This window comes from Burkholderia sp. IDO3 (assembly GCF_003366075.1).
GTDB classification, from domain to species: Bacteria; Pseudomonadota; Gammaproteobacteria; order Burkholderiales; family Burkholderiaceae; genus Burkholderia; species Burkholderia anthina.
Map to the genome: position 1 here is coordinate 3,127,449 of NZ_CP028963.1, position 18,937 is coordinate 3,146,385.

19 protein-coding genes are annotated in these 18,937 nt (G+C 70.0%); 10 read left to right on the plus strand and 9 right to left on the minus strand.

The annotated features are described in order from the left end of the window. The 5 genes from DCN14_RS29305 to DCN14_RS29325 all read right to left on the minus strand — a co-directional run bounded on the left by DCN14_RS29305 (position 1) and on the right by DCN14_RS29325 (position 4,327). Entirely contained in the window at positions 1-762 is a 762-nt protein-coding gene (locus DCN14_RS29305) for a M48 family metalloprotease (protein ID WP_096508684.1), read from the minus strand. Between the two features lie 150 nt (positions 763-912). Next, positions 913-1,719 carry a glycosyltransferase family 2 protein gene (locus tag DCN14_RS29310; RefSeq protein ID WP_096508683.1) on the minus strand — a complete coding sequence of 269 codons (807 nt, stop codon included), beginning with the start codon at positions 1,717-1,719 and terminating at the stop codon, positions 913-915. A gap of 125 nt (positions 1,720-1,844) precedes the next feature. Beyond that, a complete protein-coding gene (locus DCN14_RS29315) occupies positions 1,845-3,107 on the minus strand; it encodes an endoribonuclease L-PSP (RefSeq protein WP_096508682.1) in 1,263 nt (420 codons plus the stop codon). Between the two features lie 103 nt (positions 3,108-3,210). Continuing rightward, positions 3,211-3,927 (minus strand): 3-oxoacyl-ACP reductase FabG, encoded by a 717-nt coding sequence (gene fabG, locus DCN14_RS29320; RefSeq protein ID WP_096508709.1) that lies wholly within the window; start codon positions 3,925-3,927, stop codon positions 3,211-3,213. 115 nt (positions 3,928-4,042) lie between these two features. Beyond that, positions 4,043-4,327 (minus strand): phosphopantetheine-binding protein, encoded by a 285-nt coding sequence (locus DCN14_RS29325; protein WP_096508681.1) that lies wholly within the window; start codon positions 4,325-4,327, stop codon positions 4,043-4,045. A gap of 564 nt (positions 4,328-4,891) precedes the next feature. On the opposite strand from DCN14_RS29325, the gene DCN14_RS29335 reads away from it, so the two are divergent. The 10 genes from DCN14_RS29335 (at position 4,892) to DCN14_RS29380 (ending at position 15,247) form a co-directional block, all read left to right on the plus strand. Then, a complete protein-coding gene (locus tag DCN14_RS29335; protein ID WP_096508679.1) occupies positions 4,892-5,536 on the plus strand; it encodes a hypothetical protein in 645 nt (214 codons plus the stop codon). A gap of 65 nt (positions 5,537-5,601) precedes the next feature. Continuing rightward, positions 5,602-7,341: an AMP-binding protein gene (locus DCN14_RS29340; protein WP_096508678.1), complete on the plus strand. Its 1,740-nt coding sequence runs from the start codon at positions 5,602-5,604 to the stop codon at positions 7,339-7,341. Next, positions 7,338-8,312: an acyl-CoA synthetase gene (locus DCN14_RS29345; protein WP_096508677.1), complete on the plus strand. Its 975-nt coding sequence runs from the start codon at positions 7,338-7,340 to the stop codon at positions 8,310-8,312. Before DCN14_RS29340 ends, DCN14_RS29345 begins: the two co-directional genes overlap by 4 nt. After that, the gene (locus tag DCN14_RS29350; RefSeq protein ID WP_096508676.1) at positions 8,309-8,935 is read left to right on the plus strand and encodes an outer membrane lipoprotein carrier protein LolA; all 627 of its coding nucleotides are present in this window, start codon (positions 8,309-8,311) and stop codon (positions 8,933-8,935) included. Before DCN14_RS29345 ends, DCN14_RS29350 begins: the two co-directional genes overlap by 4 nt. Positions 8,936-8,943: 8 nt before the next feature. Further along, positions 8,944-11,424, plus strand: coding sequence for an MMPL family transporter (locus DCN14_RS29355; protein WP_096508708.1), 2,481 nt, complete (start codon positions 8,944-8,946; stop codon positions 11,422-11,424). Further along, positions 11,421-12,299: a polysaccharide deacetylase family protein gene (locus tag DCN14_RS29360; protein WP_096508675.1), complete on the plus strand. Its 879-nt coding sequence runs from the start codon at positions 11,421-11,423 to the stop codon at positions 12,297-12,299. The genes DCN14_RS29355 and DCN14_RS29360 overlap by 4 nt, the downstream gene beginning before the upstream one ends. A gap of 63 nt (positions 12,300-12,362) precedes the next feature. Beyond that, positions 12,363-13,586: a beta-ketoacyl-[acyl-carrier-protein] synthase family protein gene (locus DCN14_RS29365; RefSeq protein WP_096508674.1), complete on the plus strand. Its 1,224-nt coding sequence runs from the start codon at positions 12,363-12,365 to the stop codon at positions 13,584-13,586. Beyond that, a complete protein-coding gene (locus DCN14_RS29370) occupies positions 13,583-14,401 on the plus strand; it encodes a beta-ketoacyl synthase chain length factor (protein WP_096508673.1) in 819 nt (272 codons plus the stop codon). Before DCN14_RS29365 ends, DCN14_RS29370 begins: the two co-directional genes overlap by 4 nt. After that, entirely contained in the window at positions 14,398-14,931 is a 534-nt protein-coding gene (locus DCN14_RS29375) for a hotdog family protein (protein ID WP_096508672.1), read from the plus strand. Before DCN14_RS29370 ends, DCN14_RS29375 begins: the two co-directional genes overlap by 4 nt. A 22-nt stretch (positions 14,932-14,953) precedes the next feature. Then, complete coding sequence (locus DCN14_RS29380) at positions 14,954-15,247, plus strand: hypothetical protein (RefSeq protein WP_096508671.1); 294 nt, start codon at positions 14,954-14,956, stop codon at positions 15,245-15,247. A gap of 77 nt (positions 15,248-15,324) precedes the next feature. On the opposite strand, the gene DCN14_RS29385 is transcribed toward DCN14_RS29380, so the two are convergent. From DCN14_RS29385 to phaP, 4 genes are all read right to left on the minus strand, one after another. Further along, positions 15,325-15,525 carry a hypothetical protein gene (locus tag DCN14_RS29385; RefSeq protein ID WP_096508670.1) on the minus strand — a complete coding sequence of 67 codons (201 nt, stop codon included), beginning with the start codon at positions 15,523-15,525 and terminating at the stop codon, positions 15,325-15,327. Between the two features lie 111 nt (positions 15,526-15,636). Further along, positions 15,637-16,380, minus strand: coding sequence for an acetoacetyl-CoA reductase (phbB, locus tag DCN14_RS29390; RefSeq protein ID WP_096508669.1), 744 nt, complete (start codon positions 16,378-16,380; stop codon positions 15,637-15,639). Positions 16,381-16,562: 182 nt separating this feature from the next. Beyond that, positions 16,563-17,744, minus strand: a complete 1,182-nt coding sequence (locus DCN14_RS29395) for an acetyl-CoA C-acetyltransferase (protein ID WP_115531474.1) — start codon at positions 17,742-17,744, stop codon at positions 16,563-16,565. A gap of 261 nt (positions 17,745-18,005) precedes the next feature. Further along, positions 18,006-18,587, minus strand: a complete 582-nt coding sequence (phaP, locus tag DCN14_RS29400; RefSeq protein ID WP_096507337.1) for a TIGR01841 family phasin — start codon at positions 18,585-18,587, stop codon at positions 18,006-18,008. Between the last annotated feature and the right edge of the window lie 350 nt (positions 18,588-18,937).

The window sequence follows — 18,937 nt, forward strand, 5'->3', positions numbered from 1 at the left end:
TCAGCTGCCTTTCGCGATGCGATCCTGGATGTGCTGGGCACGGCTCGCCGACGACGGGTGCGAGCTCATCATCGAGCTCTGGCCGCCGTCGAGCTGCGCGAGCTTCTGGAACGCGGTGACGAGGCCCTTCTGGTTCATGCCCTTCTGCTTCATCAGGTCGAACGAGTAATCGTCGGCCGCGCTTTCCTGCGTCTGCGAGAACTGCGCGTTGATGAACTTCTCGGTGATGTCGCCGAGCTGCGAGCTCGTCAGTGCCGCCACGCCGGGCGACGCCGCGCCGGCCGCGCTGCGCGCCGCGCTGACCGCGTAGGCCGTCTGCATCGCCTTCTTCGAGTGACCCAGTGCGACGTGGCCCATTTCATGACCGATCACGCCGCGCAGTTCGTCGTCGTTCATCATGTCCATCAGGCCGCTGTACACGCGCACGCAGCCGTTGCCCATCGCCCACGCGTTGACGTCCTTGGTCACGTAGACCTTGTAGTTGACCTTCTGGCCGTTCAGCGTCATGTCGCCGAAGCCCTTCATCACCTTCGTCAAACGCTTCGAGTACGCGCTGTTCGGTGCCGCGATCTTCGATTCCGCGTCGCTCGCCTTGCACGAATCGTTCGACAGGGCTGCGATGTCCGTGTCCGACAGCGTTGCCGCCTTGAACAGGTTGGTCCCTGCCGACGTCAGGCTGTTCGCGTCGAGACTCTGCATCCCGCCGCATGCGCTCAACAGGAACGCCACGCCACATGCCGCCGCCGCTTTCTTGATATGCATCCCGGATCCCTCGATAGTTGTATTTAGGAGCGGCGATTTTGCATAATCCGGCAGAAAATTACCAGTTGTTTACAACGCATGACAACTTGATTACTTGCCGATCCGACACGCAATGCTCAATCATCCAGCGAATTGATGCCGAAAATGCAATCAATCGCTGCGGCCCGGCGACCGGCTGAACGGCGAGCGCGACCGGCGCGTCAGCCGTCGCGCGACGAGCATCGGCAGCCGCGCGACGAAACCGGCGAAGAGCCGCAGATGCATCCATGCGAGCAGCGCGTTGTCGCGGCCATAGTGGAAATGCGACACGCCGCCCTCGTGCTCGCCGAAGTAGCGCACCGGCGCTTCGATGCGGATCGGCTGCACGCCGGCCCAGCACAGTCGCACCGCCGCTTCGGGATCGAAGTCGAAGCCGCGCATCCACGGCTGCCGGTGCATGATCGCGGCGAGCGGCGCGACCGGGTACACGCGAAAACCGTACAGCGAATCGCCGATCCCGGCCCACAGCGTCTCGAGGTCGGCCCACGCGTTCGACAGCCGGCGGCCCTGCACGCGCAGTTGCGGCGCGCTCGCATCGAACTTCGGCAGGCCGAGCACCATCGCGTCGGGCGCCGCCTGCGACGCGGCCATGAAGTCGGGAATCAGCTGGGCCGGATGCTGGCCGTCCGAATCCATCGTCAGCACGTGCGTGAAGCCGCTCGCGGCGGCCGCGTCGAGCCCGGCGAGCACCGCTGCGCCCTTGCCGCGGTTCTCCGGCAGCACGATCACGCGCAGCCCCGGATCGCGCTCGGCCATCGCCTGCAGCCGCTCGGCACTGCCGTCCGTGCTGCCGTCGACGACGACCCACACCGGATTCCACTGCGCGCGGGCGTTGCGCACGGTCGTGTCGACCTTGGCGCCCGGGTTGTAGCTCGGAATCAGAACGAGATGAGTGGACGAGGCGTGCAGCTTGGACATGGGAACGGCCGATTGCGAAGACGGTGATCCTGACAAAAGTGTATGACCTGCGGGCGACCGCGGACAGGCTGCGTCGACGCCGCCCGCGCGCGTCGACGGTTCGCGCAGCGACAGGCCCGCGCGCTTCACGACAACGGCTCCAGCGGATGCCCGGCGCTCGCCTCGATCTCGACCAGCAGATCGTCGCGGCACACGTCCGCGTGGACGAACAGCGGCCGCACGTCGGGGCCGGCCGCATCGCGCAACGCGCGTTCGATCGCGGCGAGCGCCGCGGCATCGGCGGCGTCGCGCACGTAGACGCGATAGCTCAGGTCGGCCAGTGCGAACGGGCCATGCCCCTGCCGCGCGGCCTGCTCCAGCACGGCGGCCAGGTTCGCGATCGTCTCGCGCGTTTGCGCGACGACGTCGCCGCGATGCACGGTGCGATGTCCGACGATGCTGGCGGTGCCCGACACGAACAGCAGCGGCGGCGCATCGCCGTCGCTCCATGCGGCCGCGCGCGCAAACGTCGGCGCACGCGGGCCGTATTCCGCCGGGTAGTGATACGCGCTGACCTGGCGCGGGTTCTCGACCGGATCGGCCGGCGTGCGGCTCGCGATGAAATGGATCGCGAGCGGCGCGGCCGGCGGCATGTCGCCCGCGACCGGCACGATCGAACCGAGCGCGCACGCGGCCGGCACGCCGCCCGTCAGCGCGCGGCGGCACGCGTCGAATGCGCGCTGACGGCCGATATTGAACTGACGATAGCGCTCGATTCCGAACTGCTGCGCATTGATCGCCGGCACGGTGTTCCAGATCCGCAGCGGATGCGCGATGCCGAGCGTATCGAGCACGTCGAACAGCGCGCGATACGCATCGTGGGTCGCCCGTTCGAGCGGCGTGCCGCCATCGCGCTCCGCACCCGTCACACCGGCCGCTTCCTGCACGACGATGCTGCCGAACACGAGCCCCGCCGTTTCGCTGTAGCGGTACTGCAGCGCGCCGCGCCGTTCGCTGCGCAGGTCGGGCGCGTCGCACTGCCAGATTTCGCAGACGGCGCCGGCGCGTGCGTGACCGCCGGCGTCGAGCAGCGCCATCGGTACGGGCGCGAGCGGCAGGTCGGGCGCGGCATCGGTCAGCAGGCGCGCCATCGCGTCGGTCGACGCGCCGGCCGCGCCGATACACACCGCGCCCAGCGCGCCGGGAAACACCTGGTCGAACGTGTCGCCGCGCCGTTGCGCATCGTGCAGGCGCACCGCCAGCCGCGCGTGATCGATCCGGACGAGTCGCAGCGCACGATTGCCGCCGTCCGCGGCGAGCCCGGCTGCCATGCGGCCGCGCGCGACCGCGGCCGTGGCGGACGACAGGGAACACGCTCGCCGTTCGGCGTCGACTGGATGCACTGACACTTCGATTTCCTCACTAAGCGGCGCAGGCGCGCGGCACCACGGTTGCTACGCGCCGCGTTGCGCGCCGTTGCGCCGCGTCAATCCGACGCTGCGCGCGTCGTCGTCATGCGAGCCCGCCGTTGACGGACAACACCTGCCCGGTCACATAGGCGGCCGCATCGGATACCAGATACGCGACCATCGCCGCGACTTCGTCGGGCCGGCCCGCGCGTTGCGCCGGCACGAGCTGCTTGATCCGGTCGGCGGGAAACGCGTGCTCGGCCATCGGCGATTCGATGATGCCGGGTGCGACCGCGTTCACGGTGATGCCGCGCGACGCAAGCTCCAGCGACAGCGACTTCGTCGCGCCGATCAGCCCCGCCTTCGCGGCCGCGTAATTCGCCTGCCCGCGGTTGCCGGTCACGCCGGCGACCGACGCGATATTGACGATCCGGCCGCGCCGCGTGCGGATCATCGGCAGCAACAGCGGCTGCGTGACGTTGAAAAAACCGTTGAGCGTCACGTCGATCACGCTGCGCCACTGCTCGCGCGACATCCCGGCCAACGGCGCGTCGTCGTGAATGCCCGCGTTGTTGACGAGGATCTGCACCGGCGCATCGTCGATGAACGGCGCGAGCGCGGCGAGCGTCGCATCGGCGTCGGTCACGTCGAACGCGATTGCGTGCGCGGTGCCGCCGGCCGCGACGATCCGCTGCGCGACCGCCTCCGCGTGCTCGGGATTGCGGTTCGCATGCACCCACACTTCATGGCCGGCCTGCGCGAGCGCCGTGCAGATCGCCTGCCCGAGTGCGCCGCTGCCGCCCGTTACGAGCGCCCGCATCGAATTGCTCCGTTCATCGCGTTCCACCTCGATCGACGCGGCGGCGTGCCGCCCAGCAACCGCCGCCGCATGCCGTCATCCTCCGCGTATCGCGTCGCGACCGCGCGCGCCGCCGTCACTTCGTGCGATGGGCGGCGACGTACCCGGCAAGCGCGCCGAGCGTCGCGAAGATCTGCTTGTTGTCCGGATTGTCCGAGCGCAGCTCGAAGCCGTATTTCTTCGAGATCAGCAGCGCGATTTCCAGGATGTCGATGGAGTCGAGCCCGAAGCCCTCGCCGTACAGCGGGGTCCCGGCCGTCACCGTATCAAGCGGGACGTCTTCGAGATTCAGTTCGCCGATGATCAGCGTGGCGAGCTCTTGTTCCAGTGCGTTCATCATGCTTGCGGGCAGGCGGCCCATGGCAGCGGAAGGCGCCCGGAAACGGCAACTGTCGTGCACGCCCGGCGCGTGCAAATCTCCGTCCCTCCGGTGTCTGCCGGCTTCCCCGCCTGCGTAATCTGGGGATCGTTTGTAAAAGTTACGCGGATTCTAGACGATGGGTATCGACGCGTATACCGCGAATGGTTACAGACTGAAGGGCCCCGCCGAGGCCCCTGTCGGGACCGGATCGCACGAGACGCTTGAGCCGCTTCGGATGTAAACGAATCGTCATCGGGAAACGTTCAACGCGCTGCCATACATTCGGTTACAAAACCCGGCCGCGCCTGCTCCGAACCGCGGTGCCGGGGCCCTAAAATGTGCGTGCACGACAGCCGGACGATGCACCTGCCCCGGCTGCCTTTCATATGATGTTTAACGGCCCGACGCTTGCGTCCGGGCCTCGATCCGTCCGATGTTTCCAGCCGCCATGCCGCGCCCGTTCGACCGTTCCGCTCAGCCTCGCTCGCCGCTTTGCCTGCCGCGTGGCCGCCATGCCGCGACCGCCGGCAACGCGCGCCTGCCCAGCACGCATGGAGCGCGGCCATGAGCACGCTGCTGAACGTCGCGCGCGGCGTCGGCGCGGTCGGTGCGGTGGCGGCCTGGCAGATCGGCGCGCACCATGCGGCCGCGACGCCCGGCGCGCACGGCTTCGGCCTCGCGATGGCGCTCGTGCCGCCGCTGCTGATCGCGCTCGGTGCCGCGTGGCGCTCGCCGCGACGCGCATGGCTGGTGCCGGCGTGGCTGCTGGTCGCCGCCGTGCTGTGGGCCGCACGCATGCCGCTCGCGCGGCATTTCGAATGGGGTTTGTATCTGGAGCACGCAAGCTTCAACCTCGCGATGGCGCTGCTGTTCGGCCGCACGCTCGCGGCCGGCCAGATGCCGCTCTGCACGCGCTTCGCGACGATGATCCACGGCACGATCACGCCGGCCGTCGCGCGCTATACGCGGCGCATCACGCTCGCGTGGACGCTGTTCTTCGTCGCGATCGCCGCGGTGTCGACGCTGATGTTCGCGGCCGCGCCGATCGTCGCGTGGTCGACCTTCGCCAACTACCTGTCGCTGCCGCTCGTCGCCGTGATGTTCGCCGCCGAGCATGCGTGCCGGCGCTTCGCGCTGCCCGACGACGCGCGGCCGCGGATGATCGACGCGGTGCGTGCGTACCGCGCGTCGACGCAGCCGTCACGATGAATTCACGACCGGCGCGGCGCCGCTTCGCGGCCGCGCCGGTCACCGCCTTCCGTTTCCGTTGATTTATGCCGACTCACCCGCTGGTATTCCATTCCTCGCCGGACCAGACGATCGCCTGGCGCGACGGCTCGCCCGTCACCGTGCGTGCGTTCGTCGCCGACGTCATGCGCGTGGCCGCCGCGCTGCCCGCCGGCGGCCACGTGTTCAACGTGTGCCGCGACCGCTACCGCTTCGCCGTCAGCCTGTGCGCGGCGCTCGTCGCCGGCAGGATCAGCCTGCTGCCGTCGACGCACACGCCGGAAACGGTTCGCCAGCTCGCGTCGTTCGCGCCGGATGCGTTCTGCCTGCACGACGCGCCGGACTGCACGATCGACCTGCCGCGCTTCGCGTATCCGGACGCCGCCCCCGCCGCGCTTGCCGGCGACGCGCACTTCGTGGTGCCGCGGATCGACGCGGCGCGGATCATGGCGTACGTGTTCACGTCCGGCTCGACCGGCGCGCCGGTGCCGCACCGCAAGACCTGGGGCTTCCTCGTCGGCTGCGTGCGCGCCGCGGCCGACCGCCTCGGCCTGCTCGACGGCGACGCGGCCACGCTGATCGGCACCGTGCCCGCGCAGCACATGTACGGCTTCGAATCGACGGTGCTGCTCGCGCTGATCGGCGGCCTCGCGTTCAGCAACCGCCAGCCGTTCTACCCGGTCGACATTCGCGAGGCGTTGCAGGCCATCCCGCAGCCGCGCGTGCTCGTCACGTCGCCGATCCACCTGCGCGCACTGCTGTCGGCCGGCCATGCGCTGCCGCCGGCCGCGCTCGTGCTGTCGGCCACCGCGCCGCTGTCGGAAAAGCTCGCGCGCGAAGCCGAAGCCGCGCTCCACGCGCCGCTCGTCGAAATCTACGGCAGCACCGAGACCGGCCAGATCGCCACGCGCCGCACGTCGCAGGGCGCGGCCTGGTCGTTGTTCCCGGAGATCCGGCTCGACGCGCGCGACACGCATGACACAACGGATCACGGCCATGCGAGCGACGACGGCGGGCCGACCGTGTGGGTGTCGGGCGGGCACGTCGAGACGCCCGTGCCGATGGGCGACGCGCTCGAGCTGCTCGGCGACGGCCGGTTCCTGCTGCACGGCCGCAAGGCCGACCTCGTCAACATCGCCGGCAAGCGCACGTCGCTCGCGTACCTGAATCATCAATTGAACGCGATTGCCGGCGTCGTCGACGGCGTGTTCTTCATGCCGGACGACACCGCGTCGGCCGACCGCGATGCCGACCGCGAATCCGTCACGCGTCTGGTTGCGCTCGTGGTCGCGCCGACGCTTGCCGCAGCCGAACTGCAGCGCGCGCTGCGCGAACGGATCGATTCCGCATTCATGCCGCGCCCGCTCGTGTTCGTCGATGCATTGCCGCGCAACGAAACCGGCAAGCTGCCGCGCGACGTGCTCGCCGCGCTCGTCGCCCGGCACGCGCGCACCGCCACGGCCGACACGCGGCCGCTCGCGTTCACGATTCCCGCCGATCATCCGGCGCTGCCCGGTCATTTCCCCGGTCATCCGATCGTGCCGGGCGTCGTGCTGCTCGATCACGCGATCGCGGCACTCGGCGCGTCGCTGAACCGCCCGCTGCACACGTGGCGGCTCGCTTCCACGAAATTCCTGAGCCCGGTCGCGCCCGGCGAACCGGTCGACCTCGCGTTCGAGGCGGCGGCCGGCGGCGCGATCCGCTTCACGCTGCGGGTCGGCCCGCGCGACGTCGCGACCGGCATGCTGTCCGCCCCGCCGGGCCCGCAGAACGGCGCGCGGCCATGAAACGCACCGCGTGGGCCGAGCGCCAGGAGCGCAGCAACGCCGCGCTGCTGCGCGCGATGACGTGGATCTCGCTGTACTTCGGTCGACGGCCGTCGCGCGTCGTGCTGCACGTCATCGCCGCGTATTTCGTGCTGTTCTCGCCGGCCGCCTGCGCGGCGTCGCGCGACTATCTGCGCCGCGCGCTCGGCCGTCCCGCGCGCTGGCGCGACGTGTACCGCCACGTGTTCACGTTCGCGGCGACGATCCACGATCGCATCTACCTGATGAACGGCCGCTTCGACCTGTTCGACATCCGGCTGCACGGCGCAACGCTCGTCGACGACGCGCTCGCCGGCGGGCGCGGCGCGTTCATGCTGGGCGCACACCTCGGCAGCTTCGAAGTCGTGCGCGCAATCGGCCGCACGCGTCCGGACCTGCGCGTCGTCGTCACGATGTATGAAGAAAACGCGCGCAAGATCAACGCGACGCTCGCCGCCGTGAACCCGGCCGCGAAGCCCGAAGTGATTCCGCTCGGACAGGTCGACTCGATGCTGAAAGTGCGCGAGCGGCTCGACGCGAACTGCATGGTCGGCATGCTGGCCGACCGCACGCTGCTCGACGATGCGGCCGCGTCGCTGCGGCGGCTGCCGCTGCTCGGCGCGCCTGCCGCGTTTCCGCTCGGGCCGCTGTACATGGCCGCGATGCTGCGGCGTCCGGTGCTCTTCATGACGGGCCTTTACCGCGACGGCAACCGCTACGACGTGCACTTCGAGACGCTCGCCGACTTCTCCGACGTGCGCCGCGATGCGCGCGCGGCGGCCGTCGACGCGGCGCTCGCGCGCTACGTCGCGCTGCTCGACCGGTACTGCCGCGCGGCGCCGTACAACTGGTTCAACTATTTCGATTTCTGGCGGAGCGACGAGATCGCCGCGCGCCGCGACGATGCGCGCGCGCATACCGACCTGACCGCCACGAGGGATTCCGACGCATGACCGCCGTTCACCGCTCCTGGCTTCCGCCCGCACTGCGCCGCGCGGTGCGCACGTTCGCCGTCACGGCCGCCGTCGCGCTGGCGACGCCCGCGCATGCCGCCGACACCGGCTCGGCGTGGACGCTCGACCGGCTGATGTCGACGCTCGCGCAGCACAAATCCGGCCGCGCGACGTTCACCGAGACGAAGACCCTGTCGATCGCCGCGCAACCGATCGAATCGTCGGGCGAACTCGTGTTCGTCGCGCCCGACCATCTCGAGAAGCACACGCTGAGCCCGAAGCCCGAACATCTCGTCGTCGACGGCGACATGCTCACCGTCGAGCGCAACAACCACAAGTACACGCTCGCGCTGTCGCGCTACCCGGAACTCGGCGCGTTCATCGACAGCATCCGCGCGACGCTCTCCGGCAACCGCTTCGCGCTCGAGCAGGTCTACAAGGTCGCGCTCGCCGGACGCGGCGACGACTGGACGCTGACGCTCACGCCGCTCGATTCGCGGATGCTGAAGGCGGTCAGCACGATCACGCTCGAAGGCACGCGCGACGCGCTGCGCAGCGTCGCGATCCGGCAGGCCGACGGCGACCATTCGCTGATGCGCCTGCAACCCGTCGCCGCGAACTGATGGACGAGATGAACGAACGCGCCCGGCCGCCCGCCCCCGTCGCTCGCCGCGTGCCTGCTTGGCAGCGGCGCGCCGTGCTCGTGTGGCTGTTCGCGCTCGTCGCATGCGGGATTGCGATCGCCCGCGCGAACTTCACGGCCGACCTGTCCGCGTTCCTGCCGCGCGCGCCGAGCGCCGGGCAGCGCGTGCTCGTCGACCAGTTGCGCGACGGCATCGTGTCGCGGCTGATCCTCGTCGCGATCGACGGCGGCGACGCGACCACGCGTGCCGCGCTGTCGCGCCGCGTGGCGGGCACGCTGCGCGCGGACCGGCAATTCTCGGCGGTCAACAACGGCGAGGCCGTGAACGACGCGCGCGACCGGCAGTTCGTGTTCGACCATCGCTACCCGCTGAGCCCGACGGTCACGCCGCAGCGCTTCAGCGCCGACGGGCTGCATCAGGCACTCGGCAACAGCCTCGATTTGCTGAGCTCGTCGGCGGGCCTCGTCGCGAAGGCGATGCTGCCGCGCGACCCGACCGGCGAAGTCAGTGCGCTCGTCGACCAGCTCGACAGCGGCGCGCAGCCGGCCATGCGCGACGGCGTGTGGGCGTCGCGCGACGGCGCGCGCGCCGTGCTCGTCGCACAGACGGCCGCCGCCGGCTCCGACACCGATGCGCAGGCACGCGCGCTCGACGCCGTGCGCCGCGCGTTCTCCGCCGCGACGCAGGCGCTGCCGAACCCGGGCGCGTACACGCTCGCGATGACGGGGCCCGGCGTGTTCTCGGTCGAGACGCGCGACACGATCCGGCACGACGTCGAGCGGCTGTCGACGGCGAGCGTCGTGCTGATCGTCGCGCTGCTGCTGACGCTGTATCGCTCGCCGCGCACGCTCGCGCTCGGGCTGCTGCCGGTGCTGACGGGCGTCGCGGCCGGCATCGCCGCGGTCAGCGTCGCGTTCGGCACGGTCCACGGGCTGACGCTCGGCTTCGGCACGACGCTGATCGGCGAAGCCGTCGACTATTCGATCTACCTGTTCGTGCAATCGGCACCGGGTGCGGCGCGCGGCGCCGAACGGCCCGCCGACGCGACGCGCGCCTGGATCGCCGCATACTGGCCGACGATCCGGCTCGGCGTGCTGACGTCCGTGTGCGGCTTCGCGTCGATGCTGTTCTCGGGCTTCCCCGGCCTCGTGCAGCTCGGGCTGTATTCGATCGCCGGGCTGACGTCCGCCGCGCTCGTCACGCGCTTCGTGCTGCCGCACCTGCGCGGCGAGCACGTCGCGATTCGCGACGTGTCGCGCGCGGGCGCCGTGCTCGCACGCGCGGCCGATGCGGCGCCGCGGCTGCGCTGGCCGCTCGCCGTGCTCGTGCTCGCCGCGTGCGCGACGCTCGTGCTGCATCGAGGCGGCCTGTGGAGCCGCGAGCTCGCCGCGCTGAGTCCCGTTCCCGCCCGCGCGCAGGCGCTCGACGCGCGCCTGCGCGCCGACGTCGGCGCACCGGACGTGCGCTACCTCGTCGTGATTTCCGCGCCGACCGAACAGGCTGCGCTCGAACGCGCGGAACACGTCGCCGCGCAATTGCAGCCGCTCGTCGATCGCGGTGCGCTCGCGGGCTTCGAAAGTCCCGCGCGCTACCTGCCGAGCGACGCTGCGCAGCGCGCGCGCCAGGCGAGCCTGCCGGCGCCCGATGTGCTTGCCGCAAGGATGCGTGACGCGGTCGAGAACCAGCCGATCGCGGTCAAGCCCGGGCTGTTCGCCCCGTTCATCGCCGATGTCGACGCCGCGCGTCACGCGCCGCTGCTCACGCGCGCGGATCTGCGCGGCACGTCGATGGCGCTCGCCGTCGACGCGTTGCTGACCGAGCGCGCCGGCCGCTGGAGCGCGATGCTGCCGCTGCGCGCACCGGACGTCGCGCGCACCGCCACGCAGCCGTCGCCCGGTCTGGATACCGCGCCGATCCGCGCGGCCGTCGCGCGCGCCGGCGTGCCCGATGCGCTGTTCGTCGACATGAAGGCCGAGGCCGATCGCCTGTACGTGGATTACGTGCACGAGGACATCCGGCTGTCGCTCGCGGGCTTCGCGGCGATCGCCGTGCTGCTGCTGATCGCGCTGCGCTCGCCGCGACGCGGTGCGCGCGCGCTCGCACCGCTCGTCGCAGCCGTGCTCGTCGTGGCCGCCGGCTTCGCGCTCGCCGGCGTGCAACTGACGATCCTGCACCTCGTCGGGATGCTGCTGATCGTCGCGGTCGGCTCGAACTACGCGCTGTTCTTCTGCAAGCGCGACGATGCGCAGCCGGTCACGCCGTACACGCTCGTGTCGCTGCTGATCGCGAACCTCGCAACCGTCGCCGGCTTCGGACTGCTCGCGCTGTCGAGCGTGCCGCTGCTCGAAACCTTCGGGCTGACCGTCGGCCCCGGCGCGATGCTGGCGCTCGCGTTCGCGGCGATTCTCGCGCCGCACACGCCGCGCACCGATAGCCCGCGACCGCATCCGACAGGAGGGCATGCATGAACGCGCGCGCATCCGTTTCGTCCGTTGACGATGCACGCCGCTGGAAGCCGACGCCGCTGATTACGGGCACGGCCGCGCTGCACGTCGGCGCGCTCGCGACCGTGGTCGCACAGCCGGCCACGTGGACGTGGGCCGCCGGCGGCGTGGTCGCGTCGCATCTCGCATTGACCGCCGCGGGCCTGTGGCCGCGCAGCACGCTGCTCGGCCCGAACTGGACGCGCCTGCCCGCCGGCGCCGGCCGCCGGATCGCACTGACGATCGACGACGGCCCGGACCCGGACGTCACGCCGCGCGTACTCGACCTGCTCGACCGCTACGATGCGCGCGCAACCTTCTTCTGCATCGGCGATCTCGCGCGCCGCCATCCGCAGTGGATCGAAGCGATCGTCGCGCGCGGCCATGCGATCGAGAATCACAGCCAGCGGCACCGGCATACGTTCTCGCTGTCGGGGCCCGCCGCGCTGCGGCGCGAGATCGCAGCCGCGCAGCAGACGCTGACCGACATCGCCGGCACGCGCCCGCGGTTCTTCCGCGCGCCGGCCGGCCTGCGCAATCCGTTTCTCGAACCGGTGCTGTGCGAGCTCGGCCTGCAGCTCGCGAGCTGGACGCGGCGCGGCTTCGACACGCGGGCACACGACGCGGGCACCGTCGCGCGCCGCCTGCTGAAAGACCTCGCACCGCGCGACATCCTGCTCGTGCACGACGGCCATGCGGCCCGCGATACGCGTGGCGAGCCGGTCGTGCTCGACGTGCTGCCGGCGGTGCTGCGCGCGGCCGCCGACGCGCAGTTGCACTGGATCACGCTGCGCGCCGCGCTCGGGCCCGAGCCGCCCCGCCAGACGGGCATTGCGACACCCCCGCTTGATAAAATCTGACCACGCCCGGCGCGCCCGCCAGCCTCGCTGCGGCGCCCGTTCCGGCCACCGGATGCGACCTTCGTGAAACCTCTCCTGCTCTCGCACTTCACCGCCACCAGCTGCATCGGCCGCGGCCTCGACGCGACGCTCGACGCACTGCGCAACGCGCGCGGCGGCCTCGTGCCGTGCCACTTCGAACGCGCCGATCTCGACACGTGGATCGGCGCCGTGGACGGCGTCGATGCGCAGCCCGTGCGCGCGGATCTCGCCGACTTCGACTGCCGCAACAACCGCCTCGCGCAACTCGGCCTCGTCCAGGACGGCTTCGACGCGCACGTCGCGGCGGCCGTATCGCGCTACGGCGCGGCGCGCGTCGGCGTGTTCATCGGCACGAGCACGTCCGGCATCCTCGAAACCGAGCGCGCGTACGCGCATCGCGATCCGGCAAGCGGCGCGCTGCCGGCCGTGTTCCGCTATGCGCACACGCACAACCCGTATTCGGTCGCCGCGTTCGTGCGCGCGTATTTCGCGCTGCGCGGGCCCGCGACGGCGATCTCGTCCGCGTGCTCGTCGGGCGCCAAGGTGTTCGGCTCCGCACGCCGGATGATCGACGCGGGGCTGATCGACGCGGCCGTCGTCGGCGGCGTCGATTCGTTGTGCCTCACGACGCTGTACGGCTTCAATTCGCTCGAACTGCTGTCGCGCCGGCCGTGCCGGCCGTTCGACGTCGCGCGCGACGGCATCTCGATCGGCGAGGCCGCCGCGTTCGCGCTGCTCGAACGCGTGCCCGATTCGCCCGCCGCGCTCGACGACGACGCGATCCTGCTGCTCGGTATCGGCGAATCGAGCGACGCGCATCACATGTCGTCGCCACACCCTGAAGGACTCGGCGCGCGCATCGCGATCGAACAGGCGCTCGCATCGGCCGGCCTCGACGCGAGCGGGATCGACTACGTGAACCTGCATGGCACCGCGACGCCCAGCAACGACGCCGCCGAAAGCCACGCCGTCGGCGCGCTGCTCGCGCGCACGCCGTGCAGCTCGACCAAGGGCGCGACCGGCCATACGCTCGGCGCCGCCGGCGCGCTCGAAGCCGTCGTCGCCGCGCTCGCGTTGCGCGAGCAGTTCGTGCCGGCCGGCGTCAACACGACGCAACCCGACCCGGCGCTGGCCGCCGATTACGTGCTCGCCAGCCGCGACGCGCGCATTCGCGCCGTCCTGTCCAATTCGTTCGGCTTCGGCGGCACGAACTGCAGCCTGATCCTCGGCCGCGCCGAGCCTGCCAGCCGCCGGGAGCCGACATGATGCTGACCGCCTTCATCGAAAGCGTCGGCCTGATCGGGCCGGGACTGAACGACTGGCCGCACGCGGCCGACGTGCTCGCGGGCCGCGCAGCCTATGCGAACGCGCGCACCGTGCTGCCGCCGCCGGCCGGCCTGCCGCCGGCGGAACGCCGCCGCACCGGCCCCGTCGTGCGCGTCGCGCTCGCGGTCGGTCACGAAGCGGCGGCCGCGAGCGGGCGCGACGCCGCCGCGCTCGCGACCGTGTTCAGCGCATCCGGCGGCGACGGCCAGAATTGCCACGCGATCTGCGAAACGCTCGCCGGCGACGATCGCCAGCTGTCGCCCACGCGGTTCCACAACTCCGTGCACAACGCGCCGGCCGGCTACTGGAGCATCGCGGCGCGTGCGATGGCGACGTCGAACGTGCTGTGCGCGCACGACGGCAGCTTTTGCGCGGGCCTGCTCGAAAGCCTGTGCCAGGTCGCGGTCGACCGCGTTCCGAGCCTGCTGATCGCGTACGACACCGACTATCCGGAGCCGCTGCACGCGGTGCGGCCGATCGTCGACGCATTCGGCGTCGCGCTCGTGCTCGCACCCGACGCGACCGGGCGCGCGCTCGCGCGCATCGACGTGCAACTGACCGACGCACCGGCGACCACGCTCGCGAACGCCGAGTTCGAAGCGCTGCGCACCGGCAATCCGGCCGCGCGCGCGCTGCCGCTGCTCGACGCGCTCGCCGCGCGGCGCCCGGCGCGGGTCGTGCTCGACTATCTGCCCGATACGCGCGTGCAGGTCGATGTCGCGATGCCGGATGGCGCGGCGGAGCACGCGCGATGACCACGCCCGCATCGTCACGAATACCCGCGCTCGATCAAGCGTGGATCGCCGCGCATATCCCGCACGACGGCGCGATGTGCCTGCTCGATCGCGTCGATGCATGGGATGCCGCACGCATCCGCTGCAGCGCGACGAGCCATCGCGATCCGCACAATCCGCTGCGTTCGCAAGGCCGGCTCGCGTCGGTCTGCGGAATCGAATATGCCGCGCAGGCGATGGCCGTGCACGGCGCGCTGCTCGGCACGCAGCAGGCGGAGCGACCGGAACAAGCGGAACAAACGCGCCCGCGCGTCGGCTATCTCGCCAGCGTGCGCAACGTCGACGCGTTCGTCGACCGGCTCGACACGTTCGCGTTGCCGCTGACCATCGAGGCCGAGCGCATCGGCGGCGATAACCGTTCCGTGCTGTACGGCTTCGCGCTGCGCTGCGGCGAGCGCATGCTGCTCAGCGGCCGTGCCGCCGTGATGCTCGATGCATCGGCGGCCAGCGCATTTCGTCCGTCGCCGGCCGGCGACGCCGATCCCCGATGAATTTGCCCAAGGAAATCAGGTCGTGAAAGCACGTCAGTTCATTCGCACCGCGCTCGTTCTCGCGCTGATCAGCCCGATCGCGCACGCGGACATGTCCGAAGTGAAGCAGGACATCAAACGGGATTCGAAGGAAGCCGCCCACAAGACCGGCGAGGCCGCACGCGGCTTCGGTCATGCGACCGCGAGCGCCGCGAAGACGGTCGGCCACGGCATCGCGCATGCGTCGCGCGAAGGCTGGGATGCCACCAAGCGCACGACGAAGCGGATCTTCCACAAGAGCGATTCGGGCGAAGGCGCGCAGAAGAAGAGCGATTGAACGCGGGCGGCTCGCGCATCGCCGATCGGATGCGCGAGCGGCGAGATGCGGCAGACGCGCGAATCGCACCGCCGCCTTTATCGCGCGCCGCCGCGGGTGCGGCGCGCCGGCCCGCGCGCGAGGCGCTTGCCGTACGCGACGAGCCAGCAATCGCGATGATCGAAGTTGCGCAGCAGCCGCGCGCGGCGCCGCTCCAGCCAGTGAAGCGCGATCGCCATCGTCAGCGCGACGGCCAGTGCCGAGCCGCCGATCGCGAGTCCCATCCAGGTGTCGCCCATGCGTCCTCCGGAATGCGAGGCCGGTGCCGCGCGCGTGCGCGCCGCCCCGGCGCTGGATACAGCGGGAGCGCGGCCCGGACACGCGCGCGAACGCCGCCGGGCCGCCGCGCGTCAGTGCATGTGCTGGCCGCCGTTGATCGCGATGTTGGAGCCCGTCACGAAGCCCGCTTCCTCGGAGCAGAGATACGCGACCAGCGCCGCGACTTCCTCCGGCTGACCGAGCCGTCCCGCCGGAATCTGCGGAAGGATCTTCGTATCGAGGATGTCCTGCGGGATCGCCGTCACCATCTTCGTCGCGAGGTAGCCCGGCGACACCGTGTTCACCGTCACGCCCTTGCGCGCGATCTCGAGCGCGAGCGATTTCGTGAAGCCGTGCATGCCCGCCTTCGCGGCCGCGTAGTTGGTCTGACCGACCGAGCCCTTCGAGCCGTTGACCGACGAGATGTTGACGATGCGCCCCCAACCGCGCTCGACCATGCTGTCGCAGACCGGCTTGGTCATGTTGAACACGGAATCGAGGTTGGTGCGGATCACCGCATCCCAGTTGACCTTGTCGAGCTTGCGCAGCGTCATGTCGCGCGTGATGCCCGCGTTGTTCACCAGGATGTCGACCGCGCCGACGTCCCCGGCGATCTTCTCGATGCACTGCTGGCACGAGTCGTGATCGGCCACGTCGACCGGATATGCGTGGAATGCGCGGCCGGCCGCGTGCATCTCGGTCAGCCAGCGATCGGCGCCGGCATTGTTCGGCGAATACGTGACGACGACCTGGTGACCCGCATCGTGCAGCCGGATGCTGACCGCTTCACCAAGACCGCCCATTCCACCTGTCACAACCGCAATTCGCTTAGTCATCCTATAAGTTACCGACAAAAAAAGTAGTCAATGATGCGGAGCGACGGCATGGCACATGCTGCCGCCCCACCGCTGCGATGCGCGGCCACCCTTTACGGGCGGGCGCGCACCGGAACATCACGCTTGTTGTTGGTTGCCTGTTCCGCGCGATATCGTCGTCAGACCTCTGCGCGACGCCCTGCTCAGCCGCGTTCGACCGCGAGTGCGACGCCCATCCCGCCGCCGATGCACAGCGACGCCAGCCCGCGCTTCGCGTCGCGCTTGACCATCTCGTGCAGCAGCGTCACCAGGATCCGGCAGCCCGATGCGCCGATCGGGTGGCCGATCGCGATCGCGCCGCCGTTCACGTTCACCTTCGACGTGTCCCAGCCCATCTGCTTGTGCACCGCCAGCGCCTGCGCCGCGAATGCCTCGTTGATTTCCATCAGGTCCAGGTCGCCCGGCGTCCACCCCGCACGCTCCAGGCAACGGCGCGAGGCCGGCACCGGACCCATCCCCATCACGCTCGGATCCACACCCGCGTTCGCGTACGCCTTGATCCGCGCAAGCGGCGTCAGCCCCAGGGCCGCCGCCTTCTGCGCCGACATCACCAGCACCGCCGCCGCGCCGTCGTTCAGACCCGACGCGTTCGCCGCCGTCACCGAGCCGTCCTTCGAGAACGCCGGCTTCAGGCCCGACAGCGATTCCGCCGTCACGCCGTGACGCACGAATTCGTCCGTCGCGAACTGCAGCGGCTCGCCCTTGCGCTGCGGTATCGACACCGGCACGATCTCGTCGTTGAAACGGCCGGCCTTCTGCGCGGCTTCCGCCTTGTTCTGCGACAGCGCCGCGAATGCGTCCTGCTCTTCGCGCGTGATCCCGTATTCCTTCGCGACGTTCTCCGCCGTGATACCCATGTGGTACTGGTTGTACACGTCCCACAGGCCATCGACGATCATCGTGTCGACCAGCTTCGCGTCACCCATCCGGAACCCGTCGCGCGAGCCCGGCAGCACGTGCGGCGACGCGCTCATGTTTTCCTGGCCGCCTGCGATCACGATCTCCGCGTCGCCCGCCGCGATCGCGTTCGCTGCCAGCATCACGGCCTTCAGGCCCGAGCCGCACACCTTGTTGATCGTCATCCCCGGCACCGCATTCGGCAGGCCGGCCTTGATCAGCGACTGGCGCGCCGGGTTCTGCCCCGAGCCTGCCGCCAGCACCTGACCCATGATCACTTCGCTCACCTGATCGGGCTTCACGCCCGAGCGCTCCAGCACCGCGCGAATCACCGTCGCGCCCAGTTCCGGTGCTGCAACCTTCGCCAGCGAGCCGCCGAATTTGCCGACCGCGGTCCGCGCGGCCGATACGATCACTACGTCCGTCATGTTCAATTCCTGCATCGAAATCAGTGGGTCGATCCGTATATTGCGTGCCGGTGCCGGCATGGCGACCGTGGCGCGCAAGCGCCACGCGCCCTGGATGGGGCTGCATGTTCACGCGCTCATGCGCGCGGCAGGCCCGCATGATCCAGCCGTGCCCGGGCACGCCGCGGCGAACCGGACGTTCGCCGACCGCCACGCGGCACACGCGGCGGCCGACGCCGTCCGGCGCCGGTCAATCGTGTCGCGCCGATGCGCGACACGCGGTCATGCTGCCGATTCGCGCGAAGCGGCTTCCTTGCGTGCTGCGGCGGCCGTCTGCTTGCCGCCGCGCGCCGCCGTTTCGCTGACCGCGTCGAAACCGCTTTGCGCGGCTTCGATCGCCTGCCCCGCCGCTGCGCGCACGGAGTCGGCCGCGGCCGTCGCTGCGGACAGCGCCGAGTTCAGCGCGGCAACCACCGGCGCCGAGCCGGCCGGCGCATGCTTCGTCAGTTCGCCGAACACATCCTTCACGCGCTTGTCGGTCTGCTCGTACTGCGCTTGCGCGACCTTCGCCCACTCGGCCTGCGTCGACACCGCGATGTCGAACAGATGGCGGCTGTACGCGACGGCCTTGCCGGCGGCTTCCTGCGGTGCAGCCACTTGCTGCGCGAAGCCCGCGGCCGGGTTGCTGGCGTTGAATGCGTTCTTCAGCTTGTCCTCGTACTCTTCGAGCGCCGTCTTGGTCGCTTGCAGGTTGAGTTCGACGACGGCCTCGAAACCGTGGATTGCCGGGCGGGCAATTGCGAACCACGCGGCAATTCCAGACTGATAATCGGCGGCGAATTTTTCGGGGGCAAATACGGACATCGGGCACGCTCCTGTTGGCAATGCGAGAGACGACGTAAAGAAAACGGGAACCAGGTCGAGCGCCTGCTCCCTTATTCACGACCCGCGCGTCATTGAATGCGGGAAGTTGAGGATCGCCATTCTAGAGGCATTAATTGTCAATTAAGTGGCATTAATGCTAGGTGAAAACCCTTATCCTTCAGAGCGGCTGTCGGCGCCCGGGCAGCCGTACACAACGGGGGCCGGTTCGCAAGCCGCTGTTTCGGAATGATTTTTACCTTTTTGCAGCATAACGCATCGCGACGATCCGCAACATTTACCCCGTCATTATTCCCGTCATTAGAAAAAAGGTCGGCATTGAAACGGATAAC

Excerpts from the sequence above, each read along its gene's own strand:
- DCN14_RS29305 (WP_096508684.1), bottom strand. The coding sequence starts at position 762 with ATGCATATCAAGAAAGCGGCGGCGGCATGTGGCGTGGCGTTCCTGTTG.
- DCN14_RS29310 (WP_096508683.1), bottom strand. The coding sequence starts at position 1,719 with ATGTCCAAGCTGCACGCCTCGTCCACTCATCTCGTTCTGATTCCGAGC.
- fabG (WP_096508709.1), bottom strand. The coding sequence starts at position 3,927 with ATGCGGGCGCTCGTAACGGGCGGCAGCGGCGCACTCGGGCAGGCGATC.
- DCN14_RS29325 (WP_096508681.1), bottom strand. The coding sequence starts at position 4,327 with ATGGGCCGCCTGCCCGCAAGCATGATGAACGCACTGGAACAAGAGCTC.
- DCN14_RS29335 (WP_096508679.1), top strand. The coding sequence starts at position 4,892 with ATGAGCACGCTGCTGAACGTCGCGCGCGGCGTCGGCGCGGTCGGTGCG.
- DCN14_RS29340 (WP_096508678.1), top strand. The coding sequence starts at position 5,602 with ATGCCGACTCACCCGCTGGTATTCCATTCCTCGCCGGACCAGACGATC.
- DCN14_RS29345 (WP_096508677.1), top strand. The coding sequence starts at position 7,338 with ATGAAACGCACCGCGTGGGCCGAGCGCCAGGAGCGCAGCAACGCCGCG.
- DCN14_RS29350 (WP_096508676.1), top strand. The coding sequence starts at position 8,309 with ATGACCGCCGTTCACCGCTCCTGGCTTCCGCCCGCACTGCGCCGCGCG.
- DCN14_RS29355 (WP_096508708.1), top strand. The coding sequence starts at position 8,944 with ATGAACGAACGCGCCCGGCCGCCCGCCCCCGTCGCTCGCCGCGTGCCT.
- DCN14_RS29360 (WP_096508675.1), top strand. The coding sequence starts at position 11,421 with ATGAACGCGCGCGCATCCGTTTCGTCCGTTGACGATGCACGCCGCTGG.
- DCN14_RS29370 (WP_096508673.1), top strand. The coding sequence starts at position 13,583 with ATGATGCTGACCGCCTTCATCGAAAGCGTCGGCCTGATCGGGCCGGGA.
- DCN14_RS29375 (WP_096508672.1), top strand. The coding sequence starts at position 14,398 with ATGACCACGCCCGCATCGTCACGAATACCCGCGCTCGATCAAGCGTGG.
- DCN14_RS29385 (WP_096508670.1), bottom strand. The coding sequence starts at position 15,525 with ATGGGCGACACCTGGATGGGACTCGCGATCGGCGGCTCGGCACTGGCC.
- phbB (WP_096508669.1), bottom strand. The coding sequence starts at position 16,380 with ATGACTAAGCGAATTGCGGTTGTGACAGGTGGAATGGGCGGTCTTGGT.
- DCN14_RS29395 (WP_115531474.1), bottom strand. The coding sequence starts at position 17,744 with ATGACGGACGTAGTGATCGTATCGGCCGCGCGGACCGCGGTCGGCAAA.
- phaP (WP_096507337.1), bottom strand. The coding sequence starts at position 18,587 with ATGTCCGTATTTGCCCCCGAAAAATTCGCCGCCGATTATCAGTCTGGA.